This window comes from Pseudomonas sp. ATCC 43928 (assembly GCF_005938665.2).
GTDB lineage: Bacteria > Pseudomonadota > Gammaproteobacteria > Pseudomonadales > Pseudomonadaceae > Aquipseudomonas.
Window position 1 is genome coordinate 1528455 of the sequence record NZ_CP041753.1, and the last position, 18308, is coordinate 1546762.

Below are 18308 nucleotides of genomic sequence, written 5' to 3' on the forward strand. Positions count from 1 at the left end.
ATCTACATTCCCTATATCAATCGCGCGAAAGTTTCTCTTGAACGCTGTAGTCGGGTTGTGAACCGACAGTGAAAAACTTGTTAGCACCATTATTTGGTTGAGCGCATCGATTCTACGACCGGCCGCCCTAGCCCTGAGTCACACTAGGCCTTAAGCTGCGCGGGCCAAGACGGCCGTTACTGTATACGGAGGAGGTGCCGATGCGAATTCTATTGGTTGAAGACAACCGCGATATCCTGGCCAACCTGGCCGATTATCTGGGGCTCAAAGGTTACACCGTGGATTGCGCGCAGGACGGTTTATCTGGCTTGCACCTGGCGGCCACCGAGCATTACGACTTGATCGTACTCGATATCATGCTACCCGGTATCGATGGCTACACCCTGTGCAAACGCCTGCGCGAAGACGCCCGCCGTGATACGCCGGTGATCATGCTCACTGCGCGCGATCAACTGGACGACCGTCTGCAAGGCTTCAAATCCGGCGCCGACGATTACTTGATCAAACCCTTTGCCCTGTCAGAACTGGCGGCGCGCATCGAGGCGGTCATGCGCCGTGCCCAGGGTGGCGGTCGCCGTGCCTTGCAGGTCGGCGATCTGAGCTACGACCTCGATACCCTGGAGGTGACGCGCGAAGGCCGTCTGCTGAAACTCAACCCGGTGGGCCTGAAGTTGCTGGCGGTGTTGATGCAGAAAAGCCCGCACGTGCTGCGCCGGGAAATTCTCGAAGAGGCCCTGTGGGGCGACGACTGCCCGGACAGCGACAGCCTGCGCAGCCACGTCCATCAATTGCGCCAGGTGATCGACAAGCCGTTCGCCAAACCCCTGCTGCACACGGTGCACGGCGTCGGTTATCGCTTGGCCGAGGGCCGTGATGGAGTTTAAGCAGAGCCTTTCGCAACGGATCATCATCGCCTTTGCGTTGATGAGCGCATTGGTCGCGGGAGCCTTCGCGATAGGCATCATCGCGACCGTGCACCTGGTGGAGGAGAAACTGATTTCGTCAGGTCTGGGTGGCGATTTGCAACGCCTGTTGCTGATGGACAGCGTGACGGACTGGAGCCACCGCCCCGAGCCGGACCAGTTGTTCTATTTCAGCGGCGGGCCGGGCGATTTTGAGTTACCTAAGGATTTGCGGCACCTGGACTCGGGTTTTCATGAAGTCTTTCGCGACCATCTGTCGTATCACGCCATGGTCGAAATCGTCGACGGACGGCGCTACGTGCTGTTGCAGGACCAGAGCGATTTCGAAGAGCGTGAACGGGTGCTGTTTGCCGTAGTGCTGGTGGGGTTCGTACTGAGCCTGGCGCTGGCGGTATTTCTGGGCTGGGTGCTGGCGCGCAAGGTGATGGCGCCGGTGGTGCGACTGGCCCGCCAGGTGCGCCATCGCGATCAGCTGTTGGGTCTGGCACCGCCACTGGCGCCGGATTATGCCGCCGATGAAGTGGGCGAGCTGGCCGTGGCCTTCGACGCCACCCTCGGGCGCTTGCGTCAGGCGTTGACCCGTGAGCGATTGTTCACCAGTGACGTCAGCCACGAACTGCGCACGCCATTGATGGTGTTGGCCAGTTCCTGTGAATTGTTGCTGGAAAACCCCGGCATCGATCAGCGCGGGCGTGCCCAGGTCGAGCGGATCGCCCGGGCTTGCGCAGAGATGCGCGAGTTGGTGCAGACCTTCCTCATGCTGGCCCGCGCTCAGCATGAAGACGCCAGCATGGGCCCCCAGCAGAGCCTCAGTCAGGTGGCCGACGGGTTGCTTTGCCAATGGCGCGAACCGATCGAAGCCAAGGGCCTGACGTTGAACGTCGAGTTGGGCAACCCGCCGGACACTCGCTATAACGCGACGCTTCTGCACGCGGTGATGGGCAACCTGTTGCGTAATGCGCTGCATTACACCGAGCATGGGTTTATCCGCTTGGCCCTGACGGATACGGGGTTCGTGGTCGAGGACAGTGGTGTGGGCATTCCGGAAGAAAAACGCGAGGCGATGTTCGAGCCTTTCGTGCGCGGCAGCGAAAAGCGTGGCGAGGGCTTGGGGCTGGGGCTGTCGCTGGTGCAACGGATCTGCGAGAACCAGGGCTGGAGTGTCAGCCTGACGAACATGGAGCCCAACGGTTGTCGCTTCCAGGTGGAGTTGAGTCAGAAAAAGCGGTGAATGGGTTGAAAAATAAATCGGCTCCGTAAAACCCTGAAATGATTCCGGGTTTACCTGACGAAATTTTCACCAAGGCATGACCTGACGCTGACACCCCGCAACTTAAGGTGGTTGTCATCAGAAGCTCAGGAGATTGCAGTCATGGCTGGCCCGATAAAGCTCGGCTTCTCCGAAAAATACGACGATCAACCCGCACAGAAAAATGTGCGCAAGCACCAGATGGGGCTCGGTCGCCGGCTGTCCCAATGGCGTGATGAACACCTGGCGCGAAAGGCCCTGGCGTTGGCCGGTGAACCTGGCCTGGTCCTCGATTTGCCCTGCGGTGCCGGGCGTTTCTGGCCGTTGCTCGCGGAAAAGCACAACCGTGTCATCATCGGGGCCGACAACTCGGTGTCCATGCTCAAGACTGCCATGCGCACGCAACCCGCCGACGTGGTCAAAAGGGTACAACCCTTGCACACGTCTGCATTCGACATTGCCTTGCCCGATAACGCGGTCGACAGCATTTTCTGCATGCGTCTGCTCCATCACATCGGTGAAGCCGAGCAACGACTGACCATCCTGCGTGAATTCGAGCGTGTCACCCGCGACAGCGTGATTGTTTCGTTGTGGGTAGACGGCAATTTCAAGGCCTGGAAACGCAAGCGCGCCGAGAGGCTGCGTGGGCAGGAAGGTTACCAGACTCGATTTGTGTTACCGGCTGCCACGATTGAAAAGGAGTTCGAGCAGGCGGGTTTCCATATTCAGGGGCAAATGGATTTTTTACCGCTCTATGCCATGTGGCGGGTCTATGTATTACGCAAGAGGTAACAGAATGGCAGTGCACTATGCAGCTGCGCCCCATGACCTGAAGCAAGGGCGTCGCCACTCGTCGTTCAGCGATACAGACGGGGAAAAACTCGTCTACTTTTATAACAAGGCGTTTGGCAGCGCTATCAAAGGCTTATCGCAATGAAACTCGAAATTGCACGAGGTTTGTTTTTAGCCGGAGCCTTGGCAGTTGCTTCTTTGGCGGTGGCTGCCTGGGAGCAGCCCCGCACGCAGGTCCTCAGTTCCGTGCACGGCGACGCACATTGTCCGTTGCCCCGGGTAGCCAAAGCACCCGTGGCCACTCAACCCGATCATGACTTGTTACTGTTCATGTTCGGACTTTCTCAGGGACTGAGGCCACAGAGTTGAACAGATTGAAGCCCAAATAAAAGGCCTCGCAGTTGCGAGGCCTTTTGCTTTTTGACGTTAAGGTTTATCGGGTTTGGCCAGCAATGTGTAAATGCATGGCAGCACGAACAAGGTGAACAGCGTCCCGATCGACATCCCCGTTGCGATCACCGTGCCGATGTCGAACCGGCTGACGGCTCCCGCGCCCGTGGCGATGATCAACGGCACCATGCCGAACACCATTGCCGCCGTGGTCATCAATACCGGGCGCAGGCGAATGGCCGCCGCTTCCTCCACCGCTTCGCGAGGTGTCAGGCCTTTCTCCTTGCGTAACTGGTTGGCGAACTCGACGATCAGGATCCCGTGCTTGCTGATCAGTCCGATCAACGTCACCAGCCCCACCTGGGTATAGATGTTCATACTCGACCAGCCGAGGAAGAGCGGGATCAATGCGCCACAGATCGACAGCGGCACAGTCACCAGAATCACCAGCGGATCACGGAAGCTTTCGAACTGGGCCGCCAGCACCAGGAAGATGATCGCCAAGGCCAGGGCGAAGGTGACCCACAGCGCGCTGCCTTCCTGAACGTATTGCCGTGAAACACCGGCATAGTCGACGGCGTAACCCGTCGGTGCCTCTTCCCGGGCGATCTGGCGCACGGTGTCGATGGCTTCACCCATGCTGACCAGCGGGACCCCGGAAAGAATCGCCGAGTTGAGTTGCTGGAACTGGTTCAACTGACGCGGCCGCGCGCGGTCGGTTACGGTGATCAGGGTCGACAGGGGCAGCAGTTCGCCCTTGGTGTTCCTGACGTAATAATGGTTCAGCCAGTCAGGGTTATCGCGGTAGGGCCGTTCCACCTGAGCGATGACCTTGTAGCTGCGACCTTCGATGGTGAACCGGTTGATCTCCGCCTCGCCCAGCATCGTCGCAAGAGTACCGCCCAGGTCCTGCATGGACACACCCATCTGCGCAGCCTTGGCGCGATCGATATCCACCACCACTTCGGGCTTGTCAAAGGCCAGGTCGACGTCGACAAAAGCAAACTTGCCGGATTCCATCGCTCTTTTTTTCACTCGGTCCATCACCTGCAACAGCGCCTCGTAGCTGTTAGCCGAGTTGATCACGAATTGAAACGGCAAGCCCTCGCCGGTGCCTGGCAGGGACGGCAGGTTGAAGCCGAATATTTGCAGCCCGGGAATGCTTTCCAGTTTGCTCTGGACCAGCGGCAGGATCTGCATCTGGGTCCGGTGGCGTTCATTCCAGGGTTTGAGCAGGAAGCCGCCGATCCCCGATTGCACGCCGTTGAAGCCGTTGATCTGGAACGAGGAGTAGTACTCGGGAAACTCCTTGAAAATGGCGACGAACTCGTCGGTGTAGGCGTTCATGTAGTCGAGGTTGGCTGGTTGCGGGGCGTTGGCCATCATGAAGATCACGCCCTGGTCTTCGTCCGGCGCCAGTTCCGACTTGGTGAACTTGAGCAGTACCGGGATCAGGCACAGCACGATCACCGCGAACACCAGCACTACCGGACGGGTGTTGAGAGTGCCGTGAAGCACACGCTGGTAGCGGCGCTTGAGGCCTTCGAAGATCACGTCCAGGCGATGGGCCAGGCCGCTGGGGTTTTCATCGTGGCGCAGCAGCATGGCGCACATCATCGGCGACAGCGTCAGGGCGACGACACCGGAAATCACCACCGCCCCGGCCAGGGTCAGGGCGAACTCCTTGAACAACGCCCCCGTCAGGCCGGTCAGGAAGCCGATCGGCGCATAGACCGCCGCCAGGGTGATGGTCATCGACACCACCGGCATGGCGATCTCCCGTGCGCCCTCGATGGCCGCATCCAACGGTGTCTTGCCTTCTTCGATGTGCCGGTGGATGTTTTCCACCACCACGATGGCGTCGTCCACCACCAGCCCGATGGCCAAGACCATCGCCAGCAAGGTCAGCAGGTTGATCGAGTAGCCCATCATCTGCATGAAGAACATCACGCCGATCATCGACAGCGGAATGGTCACCACCGGGATCACCACCGAACGCAGGGCGCCGAGGAACAGGAACACCACCACAATCACGATCAGCACCGCTTCGAACAGGGTTTTCAACACCTCGTCGATGGAGGCCTGGATGAACAGCGTGGCGTCGTAGGCGATTTCGCCCTTGAGGTTTGGCGGTAGCTGGGCTTCCAGGTCCGGCATGATCTTGCGCACTTCCTTGATCACGTCCAGCGGGTTGGCGCCGGGTGTGGCCTTGATGCCGATGTACACCGAGGGTGTGCCGCCGAAGGAGCTGATGGTGTTGTAGTTCTCCGCGCCCATCTCGACCCGCGCCACGTCTCGCAACAGCACACGACTGTCACCGTCGACCTTGAGCGGAATTGCGCCAAAGGCCTCGGCGGATTTGAGTTCGGTGTTGGCGTTGATGCTGGTGACCACGTACTCGCCTTTCACTTCGCCGGCGGCGGAGAGGAAGTTGTACTGGCGCACGGCGTTGGTCACATCGCTGGCGCTCAGGCCGAAACCGGCGAGCTTCACCGGGTCCAGCCACAGGCGCATGGCGAACACCTGGTTGCCGAGAATCTCGGCTTCGGCCATGCCCGGCAGGGTCGCCAGTTTCGGCTGGATAACCCGGGACAGGTAGTCGGTGATCTGCGGGTTACTCAGCTCGTTGCTGAAGAAACTGATGTACATCAGCGCCGAGGCGCCGGTGGCTTCCTTGCTCAGCACCGGGTCTTCGGCGTCCTGGGGCAGCTGGTTCTTGACCTCGTTGGCCTTGGCCAGCAGTTCGGTGAACAGGCGGTCGGTGTTGGAGCCGATGCGCGCGTAGATCGAGATCACCGAGAAGTTCTGGCGACTGACCGAGGTCATGTAGTCGATGCCCTCGGCGCTGGCCAGGCTATGCTGCATCGGTTGGGTGATATAACCCTGAATGGTCTCGGCGTTGGCTCCGGGATAAGCGGTGGTCACCGTGATCAGGGCGTTTTCCATTTGCGGGTATTGGCGCAGCGGCAACTTGCTCCAGGCCTGGAAGCCCAGCAGCACTATCAACAGGCTGACCACGGTGGCTAGCACCGGGCGGCGGATGAACGGATCGGTAAAAGCCATGGGGATTCCTTGATCAGTCAGCGCGCGGCTGACTGTTCTTCTCAGCCAGGGTCTTGTCGTCGCTGATGGCAACGTGCACGCCGTGGTCCAGTTTGAGCTGACCAGCCGTGACCACTTTTTCGCCGTTCTGCACGCCTTTGGTGATCATGACCATCCCGTCGCGGCGCTCGCCGGTTTCGACGAAGCGTCGTTCGGCGATCAGAACCGGTTCGCCCTTGTCGTCTTTTTCGAGGCTGCCGTCTTCGGCCTTTTTCTGCGCGACGACATACAGCGAGTTGCCATAAAGGGTGTAGCTGATCGCGCTTTCCGGCACCACGATGTGCGGCTGCGGATCGGGCAACAACACCTGCAGGCTGGCAAACATCCCCGGCAGGAGTTTGCCATCGGGGTTGGCCAGGGTCGCGCGCACCAGCACGTTGCGGGTGCTGCTTTCTACCTTCGGGTTGATGGCGCTGACGGTGCCGGGGAAAGTTTCCGTCGGGTAGGCCGAGACGATGACCTGTACCGATTGGCCGAGGGTGATCTTCGGCACGTCCTGCTCGGGTACAAAGAAGTCGACGTAGAGGCTGCTGAGGTCTTGCAGGGTGGCGATCATCGTGCCGCTGGCCACGTAGTCGCCGACGTCTACCCGACGAATACCGATGGTCCCGCTGAACGGTGCGAGGATTCGTTTTTTCTCCAGCGCCGCCTTGAGCTGATTGACCGTGGCCCGGCTCTTTTGCAATACCGCCGAGAGTCGGTCGAACTCGCCTTTGGAAATAGCCCGGCTGCCCACCAGTTGGCTGCCGCGACCGTAATCCAGTTGCGCCAGTCCCAGGTCGGCCTGGGCGGTTGCCAGCAGGGCGGTTTCCACGGCGCTGTCGAGTTGCAGCAGCGGCTGACCGACCTTGACCTTCTGTCCTGACTCGAACTGAACTTCCTTGACGGTGCCGTCGACCTCCAGGCTCAGATCGACCCCTTGCAGCGCCGTAAGGGTGCCGACCGTTGGCAAACGGCTTTGCCACGGACGTTCGGTGGCGGTGGCCACGGCGACGCTGATCGGTGGTTTCGGCACAGAGAAGCCCTTCATCATCGTATAGATGGAGAAGGCTTTGTAACCGGCCAGGACCAGCACGATTAGCAGGACAACACCCAACATGATCAGCATGCGGCGACGCAGCATATTTCCATTTCCTTGGAGAAAATCAGGTGAGACAGGCGAAAACATTACTCCCACTGCGAAGGGGATTCCAACTGTAGCAGCTGGCGCAGCCTGCGTTCGGCTGCGAAGCAGTCGTAATCCAGACACCGCGGTTCGTCTGATATAACTCGGTGTCTGATTTCACGACTGCTGCGCAGCCGGACGCAGGCTGCGCCAGCTGCTACAGGTTGCGTGTTCAGATCAGGTGAAGGTGGTTGTCCCAGAGCCCCGCAGGCAATTCCAGAGGTTTTGCAACAAGGTTTGTCTGGCGGCAATCGTAGAACCGGCAACGGCCTTGCCCGGAGGTCACGACAAAACCATCGGCCACGGCCCCGACCCCGGCGCAATCGGGAAGCGGTGCATCCAGGCGTACTTCACCGCTGTCCAGGTCCCAGATAAAAAAGCGGTTGCCCCGCGGCGCGGTCAGGGCGACCAGGCGCAGTTCGCTGTGTACGGCAACGCTGGCGGTGTAATGCCCCATGGCCTGTAACTGATGCTCAGGCACCGGGAAGGCCACGAACGGTTGACCGGGACGCTTGATTGCCAGCAGCTCCGAAGACTCGTGAGCATCGCCCATGAACTGCTGACCGGCGACGATGGTGCCGTCACTGGCGATACCCAAGTGCCGCACGCTGTTCATCTGCTGGGCCAGTGTTTCCTTGCTCAGCAGCGTGCCGTCGCGTTGCATCAGCACAAGGCTCGGCTCCATGGCATTGAGGTTCATCTCGACCCGGCTTTCGGCCTCGGTGCGAATGCCGCCGTTGGCCACCACCAGCGTCTCGCCATCGGGCATCCACGACACCTGATGCGGGCCGACGCCGTGGGTGGAAATTTCGCCGCTGTGCACCAGTCGCTCACCTTCGAACTTATACACACCAAGCAGGCCACGGCCCGGATCGGAGGTGTCGTTCTCGGTGGCGTACAACCAGTCACCGCTCTGGTGAATCACCGCGTGACCGTAGAAGTGCCGGTTCGGCTGCGACACCACGGTTTGCAATAGCGTGCCGTTGCGCAGGTCGATCAGGTAGCTCTCGGTGCCCGGACGCCGAGCGACGAATAGCGCAATCGGCAGTGTCGGGTGGTTGATGATGTCATGGCAGCGCTGACCGACCTGGGTGGCAAACACCCGGGTGCCGTCCAGTCGATAACCGACGGCATAGTGCTTGCCGTCACCGTCGTCCCGTGCCGAGAGCAGCAGCGGGCTTTTGTCCTTTTGCTTGAACAGCGTCCAGCCGCCCAGTGTCACCGCACCCAGCAGCAAACTCCCTAACGTCAGAGCCTGGCGTCGCAGCATGGCACTTGCCCTCATCAGTCACCGTCGTTGGCGTTGAAGCCCAGTTGGATGCCCAGCGCCTTGGCCAGTTCGCCTTCGTGCAAGCGGTGGACAACGTTGAGGCTGTCATAGATGTCGTTCAGCTGCTGGCGACCGGCATCGTCGGTGAGCATGTCGGTCAGCGAGCGCTGGTTGCCGGCAAGCAGTTTCAGGGACGCTGCGTAGGCCGCGTCGATCTTGTCGGCCAACGGTTTTTGCTCGCTCGGCAACAGACCGCGCAGGCCTTTGTTGTCGACACCCACCCAGACGGTTTGCGCAGCGCTCAGGCTTGCTTCCATGCCTTTGAGCGACGATTGGCTGCGCCAGGCATCGGCCTGGAATGGCTGTGGCGTACCCTTGCTCTGACGGCCCATCGGCGTGCCGAGTTTTTTCTTCAGGGTGTCCAGTGCAGTCACTTGCACACGCAGCAGATCGGCGATCGCTTCGTGTGAGTCGGCGTAGCGCTGGTTGGGGAATTTGCTCATCTGCGCGAGCATGCCGTCGTTGGTGTTCCAGCGCGACAGGATCTCTTCGGCCAGTTGCTTCTGACGCTCGCCAATGGCGGTCAGCAGCGGGCAGTATTTGGCTTTCTGAGCGCTGTCGGCCATGTCGATCTTGCTGTCGAACAGGATGTATTCATAAGCCGAGAGGCCTTGCACCACGACGCTGGACTTGGCCAGGGCGGCAGCATCGATCTGCGGCTGCGCAGTGACCAGTTGCTCGACTTGACGGCCGACGAGGTTTTTCTTGTCCGGCCAGAACTGCACCTGCCACGAACGGTTGCCCTCGGCCAGCGGCCCGATCAGCAGCGGTTGCAACTCGGCCCAGGCTTTTTGCGCGTGCAGGAAGTCGGCGCGAGCGGTGTCCAGGGTTTCTTTGCCTTGGCAGAACGCCAAGGCGCTGACCGCCAATTGCCGGTCGGCTTCCACCCAACGACTGTAGCTCGGCAGGATCACTTGCTTGGCGATGGCCGCCGAGGTGACCGCTTGCGGATCCTGGGGCGAACAGGCGCCCAGGGCGAGGGCGGCAAGGCTGGTGAACAACAATTTGGGACGGAACATGTCGGGCTCCCGCTGAAGGAATACGTATTAAAGGGAATTCAAAAACGCCAGCAACGCCGCGCGCTGCTCGGCGTTGAAAGACAAAACCTGTTGTTGCGCCGCTTTTGCCTCGCCGCCATGCCAGAGCACGGCTTCGAGCAGGTTGCGGGCGCGGCCGTCATGCAAAAACTGGGTGTGGCCGCTGACCGTCTGCGTCAGGCCGATGCCCCACAACGGCGGCGTACGCCAGTCGCGGCCACTGGCCTGGAACTCGGTGCGGTTGTCGGCCAGACCGTCGCCCATGTCGTGCAGCAGCAGATCGCTGTAAGGGCGAATCACTTGATTGGCCAATTCAGGTTCCGCGGCGTTGGCGGCGGTGGTGTATTGAGGGGTGTGGCAGGACTGGCATCCGGCCTGGAAAAACAGATTCTTGCCGGCCAGCACCTCAGGTGCGCCAACATCGCGACGGGCCGGCACGGCGAGGTTACGGCTGTAGAACAGCACCAGACGCAAAATGTTGTCGCTGACTTCCGGCTCGCCATCGGGACCATTGCCGTTGGGCGCCTGTTTGCAAGCAGTTTGGGCGTCGGTGCAGTCATCAATGGGTTTCAGGCTGGTCGTGAGGCCCATATCACCAGAGAACGCATGAACATTCTGCTGATTGAGGTTCGGTTGCCCGGCTTTCCAGCCAAATCGTCCGAGAACAGTCTTCTGCTGCGCGTCGTCCCAGACCCGGTTCGGCCGTCCGGCGATGCCGTTTTGCTCCCGGGCCTGGGCTTCGGCGTTGGCCAGGATGGCCTCGTCGGGGATTGCTTCAAGCAAGCCCAGGCCAATCATCGGCGGTGCGATGCGCGCCGAGAAACGTGTGTCCGGGTGCATCGGGCCGTAGCCGAGTTGGGTCATCTGCAAGATTGGTTTACGCAACTCGATTTCGCTGCCGTCCTTGAAGCGTACCGGGACCGGCGTGTAATCGACACGCACCTTGCCTTCCGGGGCGACGCCGGGCACCGCCATGTCCTGGAACTGGCCGCCGTAGACCGGCTCCGGCACCACGCCCAGTTGTTCGATGACCTTGGCGTAGGCGGGGGCATTGGGGATCGACAGGCGTACCAGCATCGACACCGCATTCGGCGCACCGGGCGTTGGCGGATGACCGCGCCCGTCCTTGATGTGGCAGTTCTGGCAGGCGTTGGTATTGAACAACGGGCCGAGGCCATCGCGGGCGGTGGTGGTCGACGGCGCGATCACCCAGGGGCTGCGAAAGAAGCTGTTGCCGACGCTGAAGTCGACGCGTCGTGACGGCGGCAGATTGGCGGAGGGCAAGGAGAATGCGTTCTTATCGGTCTTGCGCACTGTCGCGCTGCCACCGGACCGGGCTTCACCAGGTTCGGCCTGGGTAAAACGCGGGGCGTCATCGCAGGCACTCAGGCCCAGGGCCAGCAACAGTGCAGACAAGCGAAGAGGCAGCGTGGGCATCGGACATCCTGCAAGACGAGCAAAACAAGGGCGCAAAGTCTAACAGGGCAGGGGAGTTTGAATAAGAGGAATTATCGTTTGGTTGATGTGAGGCAGGGTTTGATGTCAGACCGCGTCGCCCCCATCGGCATCACCCAAAAGACAGGCATGAAAAAGGCGACCCGAAGGTCGCCTTTCTATTCGCTCAGCCAGCGTTGATCAGAACTCGTGATCAGCGTTGTCCGGGTTCAGGTCGCTGATGCCCAGTTTGCCGGCGGCAGCTTCGATCGAACCGGTCTGCTTGACCAGAGAGGCAATGGCGTCGCGCACGATCTGATTGCCAGCGGTGTTGCCGGCAGCGATCAGTTGGTCGTAGTGCTCACCCTTGTTGGCGTGATCGACCATGATCTGGATCTTGGCTTCGGTCGCAGCCAAGTCGGCTTTCAGCGCGGCATCGGCAGCCGGGTCGGCCTTGGCCACCAGGGACGACAGGCTGGCGCCGGTCATTTTGGTGCCGTCAACACGGGTGTATTCGCCCAGGTATACGTTACGAATGCCTTTGGCATCGTAGAAGTGCGAGTTGTGGGTGTTGTCGCTGAAGCAATCCTGTTCGTCTTCCGGGGAGTTGGCTTCCAGGGAAACCTTCATGCGCTCGCCCGCCAGTTCGCCCAAGGACAGGCTGCCCATGCCGAACAGCATTTTGCGCAGACCGGATTCAGCCGGTTCCGCTTCCAGGGTGGCGCGGTAGTTGTCGGCCACGTTCGGCTTCCAGTTACCGACCATTTCTTCCAGGTCGTTGACCAGCAGTTGGGTCACGGATTTCAGGTAAGCGCGACGACGATCATTGTGACCGCCGGTAGCGCCTTTGCCTTCCAGGTAGTCGGAGGCTGGGCGGTTGCCGGCGCCAGGGCCGGTGCCGTTCAAGTCCTGGCCCCAGAGCAGGAATTCGATGGCGTGGTAGCCGGTGGCGACGTTGGCCTCGGAACCGCCCAGCTCGTTCAGGCTGGCGAGTTTTTCCGGGGTGATGTCTTTCACGTCGACCTTGTCTTCGCCGATCTGAATCTGGGTGTTGGCGATGATGTTGGCGGTGGCGCCCGGGTTACCCAGTGCGTGTTCGTAGGATTTGTCGACGTAGTCGATCAGGCCTTCGTCCAGTGGCCAGGAGTTCACCTGACCTTCCCAGTCGTCGATGATGGTGTTGCCGAAGCGGAACACTTCGCTCTGCAGGTAAGGCACGCGGGCCGCGACCCAGGCAGCCCGGGCGGCTTTGAGAGTGTCGGCGTCCGGCTTGGCGAGGAACGCGTCGACGGCGGTTTGCAGGGTTTTCGCGGTGGATTCGGCATCGCTGTAAACGGCAAAGACCATGTCGGCGTAATGCGCGACCACAGCCTTGGCGGCGGCTTCATCGACTTTAGCGGTGGTAGCAGGCGCAGCTGTGCTGGCGGCCGGGGTCGGCGCTTGTTGAGCGGCAGCCTTGTCTTTGCCTTCGCCGCAACCGGCGAGGGAAATAGCGATGGCCAGCAGACTGGCGGTGGCCAGAGGCATACGAATCATGGCGAACATCCTGCTTCGGTGATGGAGTGGGCGCGCACGGGCGGCGCGCAAAAGTGCCACATAATGCAAATCTTTCGCATTATCTGTAAAGGGTTACGCCTGCAAATATTTCTTATTCACGCAGATCAAAAGATCGCCGTTGTTTCAGAGGATGGCCGCGTTACTGCGCTGGGCCTGCTTGAGGTAGACGCTCAATTCCCGCGCCGGCAGCGGTTTGCTGTAGTGATAGCCCTGACCTTCGTGGCAGCCTTCGGAGATGATGTAGGCCTCTTGCTCGGCGGTTTCCACGCCTTCGGCAATCACCTGCATGCCCAGGCTTTTGCCCAGCTGGATGATGGCCCGGACGATGGTCGCATCGTCGTCGTCATCGAGCAGGTCCTGGACGAAGCTCTTGTCGATCTTGATCTTGTCCAGCGGCAGGCTTTTCAGGTAACTCAATGACGAATAACCGGTGCCGAAGTCGTCGATGGCGATCAGCGCGCCGGAGCGACGCAGGCTCAGCAAGTGCTGGGCGGCGGTGCTGATGTCTTCCATCAGGCCGGTTTCGGTGACTTCCAGCTCCAGGCTGCGCGGTGGCAGGCGGTAGATCTGCAGCAGGTTATTGACCACCCGCGGCAACTCGGCGTGGTGCAATTGCACAGTGGACAGGTTCACCGCCATGCGCAGGTCGACGAAGCCCTGATCGTGCCACTCGCGCAGTTGTTTGCAGGCCTGGTCCAGCACCCATTCGCCAATGGCAATGATGGTGCCGTTCTGCTCGGCCAGCGGGATGAACAGGTCCGGCGGCACCAGCCCATGCTCGGGATGCTGCCAGCGAATCAACGCTTCGACACCTACCACGCGATGATCGCGGTAGCTGATCTGCGGCTGGTAGACGAGGTAGAACTGGTCGCGGATCAAGGCGTCACGCAGGTCTTTTTCCAGCTCGCGACGCCGACGCATTTCCGTGTCGACGCTGGCGATATAGAACTGATAGCGGTTGCGCGAGCGCGTCTTGGCCAGGGTCATGGTCTGCTCGGCTTTTTGCAGCAGCTTCTCGGTGCTGTCACCGTCCTCGGGGAACAGGGTGATGCCGATGGTGGCGCGCAGGCGGATTTCCTGATGATCGAGGGCGAACGCCGCTTCCAGATCATCGAGAATGCTTTGGGCCAGTTCGGCGGCTTCGTAGGGTTGTTCGATGTCGGCCTGGACCAGCGCGAACTGGTCGCCACCCAAGCGGGCGAGGGCGCCGAGGCGGCCGCTGTGAGCCCGCAGGCGATCGGCCAGGGCCAGCAGCAACTGGTCGCCGGTCTGGTAGCTGAACTGTTCGTTGACGCCTTTGAAGTCATCGAGCCCGACACACAACACCGCGACCCGACGCTGCAATTTGCCGGCGTCGACAAGGATCTTGTCCAGCTGTTGCTGCAATTGCTGGCGGTTCGGCAGACCGGTGAGAAAATCGTACTGGGCCATGCGTAACAGGCTGTTTTCTGCTTCGTGGCGCAGGTGAGTGTTGCGCTCGATGGATTCGAGCAGCTGGTTGGCGGTATTGATCCAGATCCCCAGCTCGTTTCTTTCATGACCCTTGAGCTGTGGGATCTTGTGGGCGCTGGGCCGGTCCGGGTTGATTTCAGTCAGATGTTCGATGATCCGCGACAATGGTTTGGTCAGCAGCCAGTGGTAAACCAGATACAACACCAGGCTCATGGCCAGGGCGCGCAAGACGCCAGAGATGAAGATGATCACCGAGCTGACGATGAAGCTCTGGCCGTAGGTGGCGGTGTCGAGGGTAATGCTCAGGTCGCCGTAGTACTCGCTGTAGGGGCCGCGACCCACCAGTTGGGTGGTGAACGTGCGTTCCTGGCCGAGGATCAGGTCAGTCAGCCAGCGGCTGTGGGACTGCTGAAGCTCGCGGGATTTTTGCGCGAGCATGGCTTCGTGGGGGTGGCCGATGGAGGCCATGCGCACGGCGTCATCCTGGAACAGGCCTTCGATCACCTGCATGCCCATTTCCCGATCCAGGCTGTAGACCGCCTGGGTGGAGGGATCGCGGAACATGTCGAGGATGCGCTGGGCATCGTTGGCAACCGCCTGACGTGTTTTATAGGCATCGAAAACAATTTGTGCGCAGCTCAAGACTACGCCGACGATCAATGCCGACAGGAGCACGACCCGGAGTAACTTCACCGACAAGCTGTTCTTGAGTTCCAGCTTCAAAGGGTTATTCCTTGTTCCGTGCGGGTAGCGTCAAGTTGCCATGAGTATTGGCAATCCCGTGATGGCAGTCAAAGGGACAATCCAACCCGGGGGATATTGCCGGTAGCTTGGCCGCTAGGCTGCTGTTTGGAGTATTTGCCCTATTAACACTGTGTCGGTTGCCGGGGCCTTCAACTTGAGGAGGTTGAGGCAATTTTTCCTTGTGTTGATGTTAGACCGCTGTGCTGCGGGGGCAAGAGGGCGAATGCGGTTCGCGTTGTGGGAAAGCACGCCCCACGTACGGATTTTCGATGGCGTAAAAAACCCGGCATAAAAGCCGGGTTTTTTGACTGGCGCGAAGCTTAAGCGGTGAAGGTTTTGCCTTCGAACTGCTCAGCCACGAATTTCCAGTTGACCAGGTTCCAGAACGCTTCGACGTACTTCGGACGAAGGTTGCGGTAGTCGATGTAGTAAGCGTGTTCCCAGACATCGCAGGTCAGCAGCGGGGTGTCGCCGCTGGTCAGCGGGTTGCCGGCGCCGATGGTGCTGGCCAGGGCCAGGGAACCGTCAGCCTTTTTCACCAGCCAGCCCCAACCGGAACCGAAGGTGCCGATGGACGTTTTGCTGAACTCTTCCTTGAACTTGTCGAACGAACCGAAAGCAGCGTTGATGGCATCAGCCAGAGCGCCGGTTGGTTGACCGCCGGCGTTGGGCGCCAGGCAGTTCCAGTAGAAAGTGTGGTTCCAGACCTGAGCGGCGTTGTTGAAGATACCGCCCGAGGAAGTCTTGACGATTTCTTCCAGGGTCTTGCCTTCGAACTCGGTGCCTGGCACCAGGTTGTTCAGGTTCACGACATAGGTGTTGTGGTGCTTGTCGTGGTGGTATTGCAGAGTTTCCTCTGAAATGTGCGGCTGCAGGGCATTGTGCGCGTAAGGCAGCGGCGGCAATTCGAAAGCCATGATGATTCTCCTAATCAGGTCAGTTGCGGTGAGCGCAAGGCCGATCACGGGCGGCCAGACATGCGCCGGGGAGTTTGTACTCTTTGCGGCGCAGGGATCGGATCATAGCACCGGGGGTGCGGCATAACCACGCAACAACTGTGTGGAATAGAGGTTCCAGAGCCTTTTGGAATAAATCATGAAGCGATGATCAACTGGAACGCTACGGTGAACATCATTACGGCCACCAACAGGTCGAGGATTCGCCAAGTGCTTGGCCGTGCCAACCACGGTGCCAACCACGCTGCGCCAAGGGCCAGGGTAAAAAACCACAGCAACGATGCACTGGCCGCGCCCACGACATAAGCACCGGGCTCGGTCTGTTGTGCGCCAAGGGAGCCGATCAGCAACACGGTGTCCAGGTAGACGTGCGGGTTGAGCAAGGTCACCGCCAAAGCGCTGAGCAGCACCGCCCGTAATGAGCGCACGGTCTGGTTCTCGCCGTGTTGCAGGCTCTGTTTCGAGCAGGCCCGACGCAGCGCCAGGCTGCCATACCACAGCAGAAACGCCGCGCCACCCCAACGAGCGATGGCCAACAGAGTCGGGTTCTGCGCCAGCAACGTCGCCAGGCCGAACACCCCGGCGGCTACCAGCAACGCATCGCAGGTTACGCAGAGCGCCGCCACCGGCAGGTGATGTTCACGTCGAAGGCTCTGCGCCAACACAAACGCATTCTGAGTGCCGATCGCCATGATCAGCCCGGCGGCCACCAACAGGCCGTTCACATAGCTTTGCCACATAAGATTTTTACTCCGCGTTGGCCGCCAGATCCCGCAGTACCTGCAGGGCGCGTTCGGCATCGGCCTGGCCGACGAACAAATGGTCGTGGTAGTAGCCGGCAATCACGTTGCAACTGATGCCGGCCTGGCCCAGTGCCGTGGCGAACGCGGCGGTCAGGCCGACGGCTTCAAGGGCTGAGTGCACGTTCAAGGTGATCCAGGCAGCGATGTAGTCGAAGCTGAAACCGGCCTTCTCGGCGTGGGAACGTTGCAGAATCACCGTCAGCCCTTCCTGTTCGCGGAAGCTGCCGACAATCTCAAGGCCTGCGGGCAGCTTGCCGTCAGGCAACGTGCAGAACACGTATTCGCCGTCGTTGAGTTGCGGGCTCATGCTGCGCAGCAGGGTTGCCAAAGAGGTTTCGCCAGCCATGTCGGTGATCCTTGTTCAAGAGTTCTTGCTGGCCATTCTCCGGTGGGAAGTTGTATAAGAAAAACCAATAATGCTGATCGCTCATTAGGAAAACTGATGTTCGACTACAAATTACTGTCCGCCCTCGCCGCCGTGATCGAGCAGGCCGGATTCGAACGCGCCGCGCAGGTCTTGGGCTTGTCCCAATCGGCCATCTCCCAGCGCATCAAACTGCTCGAGGCGCGGGTCGGCCAACCGGTGCTGGTGCGGGTCACGCCACCGGCTCCGACGGAGATTGGCCGGCGATTGCTCAACCATGTGCAGCAGGTGCGATTGCTGGAGCGCGATCTGCAAAGCCTGGTGCCGGCGCTGGACGAAGAAGGCCTGCCGGAACGCCTGCGCATCGCGCTGAACGCTGACAGCCTGGCCACCTGGTGGGCTGCGGCGGTGGGGGATTTTTGCGCGCAGGAGCATCTGTTGCTCGACCTGGTGGTGGAAGACCAGACCGTCGGCCTCAAACGCATGCGCGCAGGCGAAGTGGCGGGGTGTCTGTGCGCCAGTGAGCGGCCGGTGGCCGGTGCGCGCAGCGTGCTGTTGGGGGCGATGCGCTACCGTGCGTTGGCCAGCCCTGCATTCATTGCCCGGCATTTTCCCCAAGGTGTGCGCGCCGATCAGTTGGCCAGAACCCCGGCGCTGGTATTTGGCCCGGACGATTTCCTGCAGCATCGTTACCTCGCGTCAGTCGGCGTGAATGGCGGTTTCGAACACCATTTATGCCCGTCTTCCGAAGGTTTTCTTCGTCTCACGGAAGCAGGGCTTGGCTGGGGCCTGGTGCCTGAATTGCAAGTGCGCGAGCAACTGGCGCGCGGCCAATTGGTGGAGCTTTTGCCAGATAAGCCGATCGATGTGCCGCTGTACTGGCATCATTGGCGCAATGGCGGTCAGCTGTTGGGGTTACTCACCGATCAATTGGTGCGCTCGTCGAAGCAATGGCTGGTGCCGTTGGACTGACGGCTGGCGTCAAGACCTCACGCCCTATGCAAAACGTA

15 protein-coding genes are annotated in these 18308 nt (G+C 60.5%); 5 read left to right on the top strand and 10 right to left on the bottom strand.

Annotated features, from left to right (window positions below):
* The first annotated feature begins 200 nt into the window (after window positions 1-200).
* From colR to FFH90_RS06850, 4 genes are all read left to right on the top strand, one after another.
* Entirely contained in the window at window positions 201-884 is a 684-nt protein-coding gene (gene colR / locus FFH90_RS06835; protein ID WP_007938890.1) for a two-component system response regulator ColR, read from the top strand.
* Window positions 874-2154 carry a HAMP domain-containing sensor histidine kinase gene (locus tag FFH90_RS06840; RefSeq protein WP_064616320.1) on the top strand — a complete coding sequence of 427 codons (1281 nt, stop codon included), beginning with the start codon at window positions 874-876 and terminating at the stop codon, window positions 2152-2154. Before colR ends, FFH90_RS06840 begins: the two co-directional genes overlap by 11 nt.
* A 141-nt stretch (window positions 2155-2295) precedes the next feature.
* Window positions 2296-2964, top strand: coding sequence for a class I SAM-dependent methyltransferase (locus FFH90_RS06845; RefSeq protein WP_138866896.1), 669 nt, complete (start codon window positions 2296-2298; stop codon window positions 2962-2964).
* 141 nt (window positions 2965-3105) lie between these two features.
* Entirely contained in the window at window positions 3106-3333 is a 228-nt protein-coding gene (locus FFH90_RS06850; protein WP_026331876.1) for a hypothetical protein, read from the top strand.
* 57 nt (window positions 3334-3390) lie between these two features.
* Here the strand turns inward: FFH90_RS06850 and FFH90_RS06855 are convergent, their stop codons facing one another.
* The 10 genes from FFH90_RS06855 to FFH90_RS06900 form a co-directional block, all read right to left on the bottom strand.
* The gene (locus FFH90_RS06855) at window positions 3391-6417 is read right to left on the bottom strand and encodes a multidrug efflux RND transporter permease subunit (RefSeq protein ID WP_018926581.1); all 3027 of its coding nucleotides are present in this window, start codon (window positions 6415-6417) and stop codon (window positions 3391-3393) included.
* Between the two features lie 13 nt (window positions 6418-6430).
* The gene (locus FFH90_RS06860; protein WP_138866897.1) at window positions 6431-7579 is read right to left on the bottom strand and encodes an efflux RND transporter periplasmic adaptor subunit; all 1149 of its coding nucleotides are present in this window, start codon (window positions 7577-7579) and stop codon (window positions 6431-6433) included.
* A 214-nt stretch (window positions 7580-7793) separates the two neighbouring features.
* Window positions 7794-8891, bottom strand: a complete 1098-nt coding sequence (locus FFH90_RS06865; protein WP_111454720.1) for a DUF1513 domain-containing protein — start codon at window positions 8889-8891, stop codon at window positions 7794-7796.
* A gap of 14 nt (window positions 8892-8905) precedes the next feature.
* Complete coding sequence (locus FFH90_RS06870) at window positions 8906-9970, bottom strand: imelysin family protein (protein WP_018926578.1); 1065 nt, start codon at window positions 9968-9970, stop codon at window positions 8906-8908.
* A gap of 27 nt (window positions 9971-9997) precedes the next feature.
* Window positions 9998-11425, bottom strand: coding sequence for a di-heme oxidoredictase family protein (locus tag FFH90_RS06875; RefSeq protein WP_138866898.1), 1428 nt, complete (start codon window positions 11423-11425; stop codon window positions 9998-10000).
* A 198-nt stretch (window positions 11426-11623) separates the two neighbouring features.
* The gene (locus FFH90_RS06880; RefSeq protein WP_018926576.1) at window positions 11624-12958 is read right to left on the bottom strand and encodes an imelysin family protein; all 1335 of its coding nucleotides are present in this window, start codon (window positions 12956-12958) and stop codon (window positions 11624-11626) included.
* Window positions 12959-13102: 144 nt separating this feature from the next.
* A complete protein-coding gene (locus FFH90_RS06885) occupies window positions 13103-15154 on the bottom strand; it encodes a bifunctional diguanylate cyclase/phosphodiesterase (RefSeq protein WP_111454718.1) in 2052 nt (683 codons plus the stop codon).
* Between the two features lie 341 nt (window positions 15155-15495).
* Window positions 15496-16092, bottom strand: coding sequence for a superoxide dismutase (locus FFH90_RS06890; protein WP_007938876.1), 597 nt, complete (start codon window positions 16090-16092; stop codon window positions 15496-15498).
* A gap of 176 nt (window positions 16093-16268) precedes the next feature.
* Window positions 16269-16871, bottom strand: a complete 603-nt coding sequence (locus tag FFH90_RS06895; RefSeq protein ID WP_019581534.1) for a LysE/ArgO family amino acid transporter — start codon at window positions 16869-16871, stop codon at window positions 16269-16271.
* 7 nt (window positions 16872-16878) lie between these two features.
* Window positions 16879-17280, bottom strand: a complete 402-nt coding sequence (locus FFH90_RS06900; RefSeq protein WP_018926573.1) for an ACT domain-containing protein — start codon at window positions 17278-17280, stop codon at window positions 16879-16881.
* 96 nt (window positions 17281-17376) lie between these two features.
* On the opposite strand from FFH90_RS06900, the gene FFH90_RS06905 reads away from it, so the two are divergent.
* Window positions 17377-18270, top strand: a complete 894-nt coding sequence (locus FFH90_RS06905; RefSeq protein ID WP_018926572.1) for a LysR family transcriptional regulator ArgP — start codon at window positions 17377-17379, stop codon at window positions 18268-18270.
* Window positions 18271-18308 lie beyond the last annotated feature (38 nt).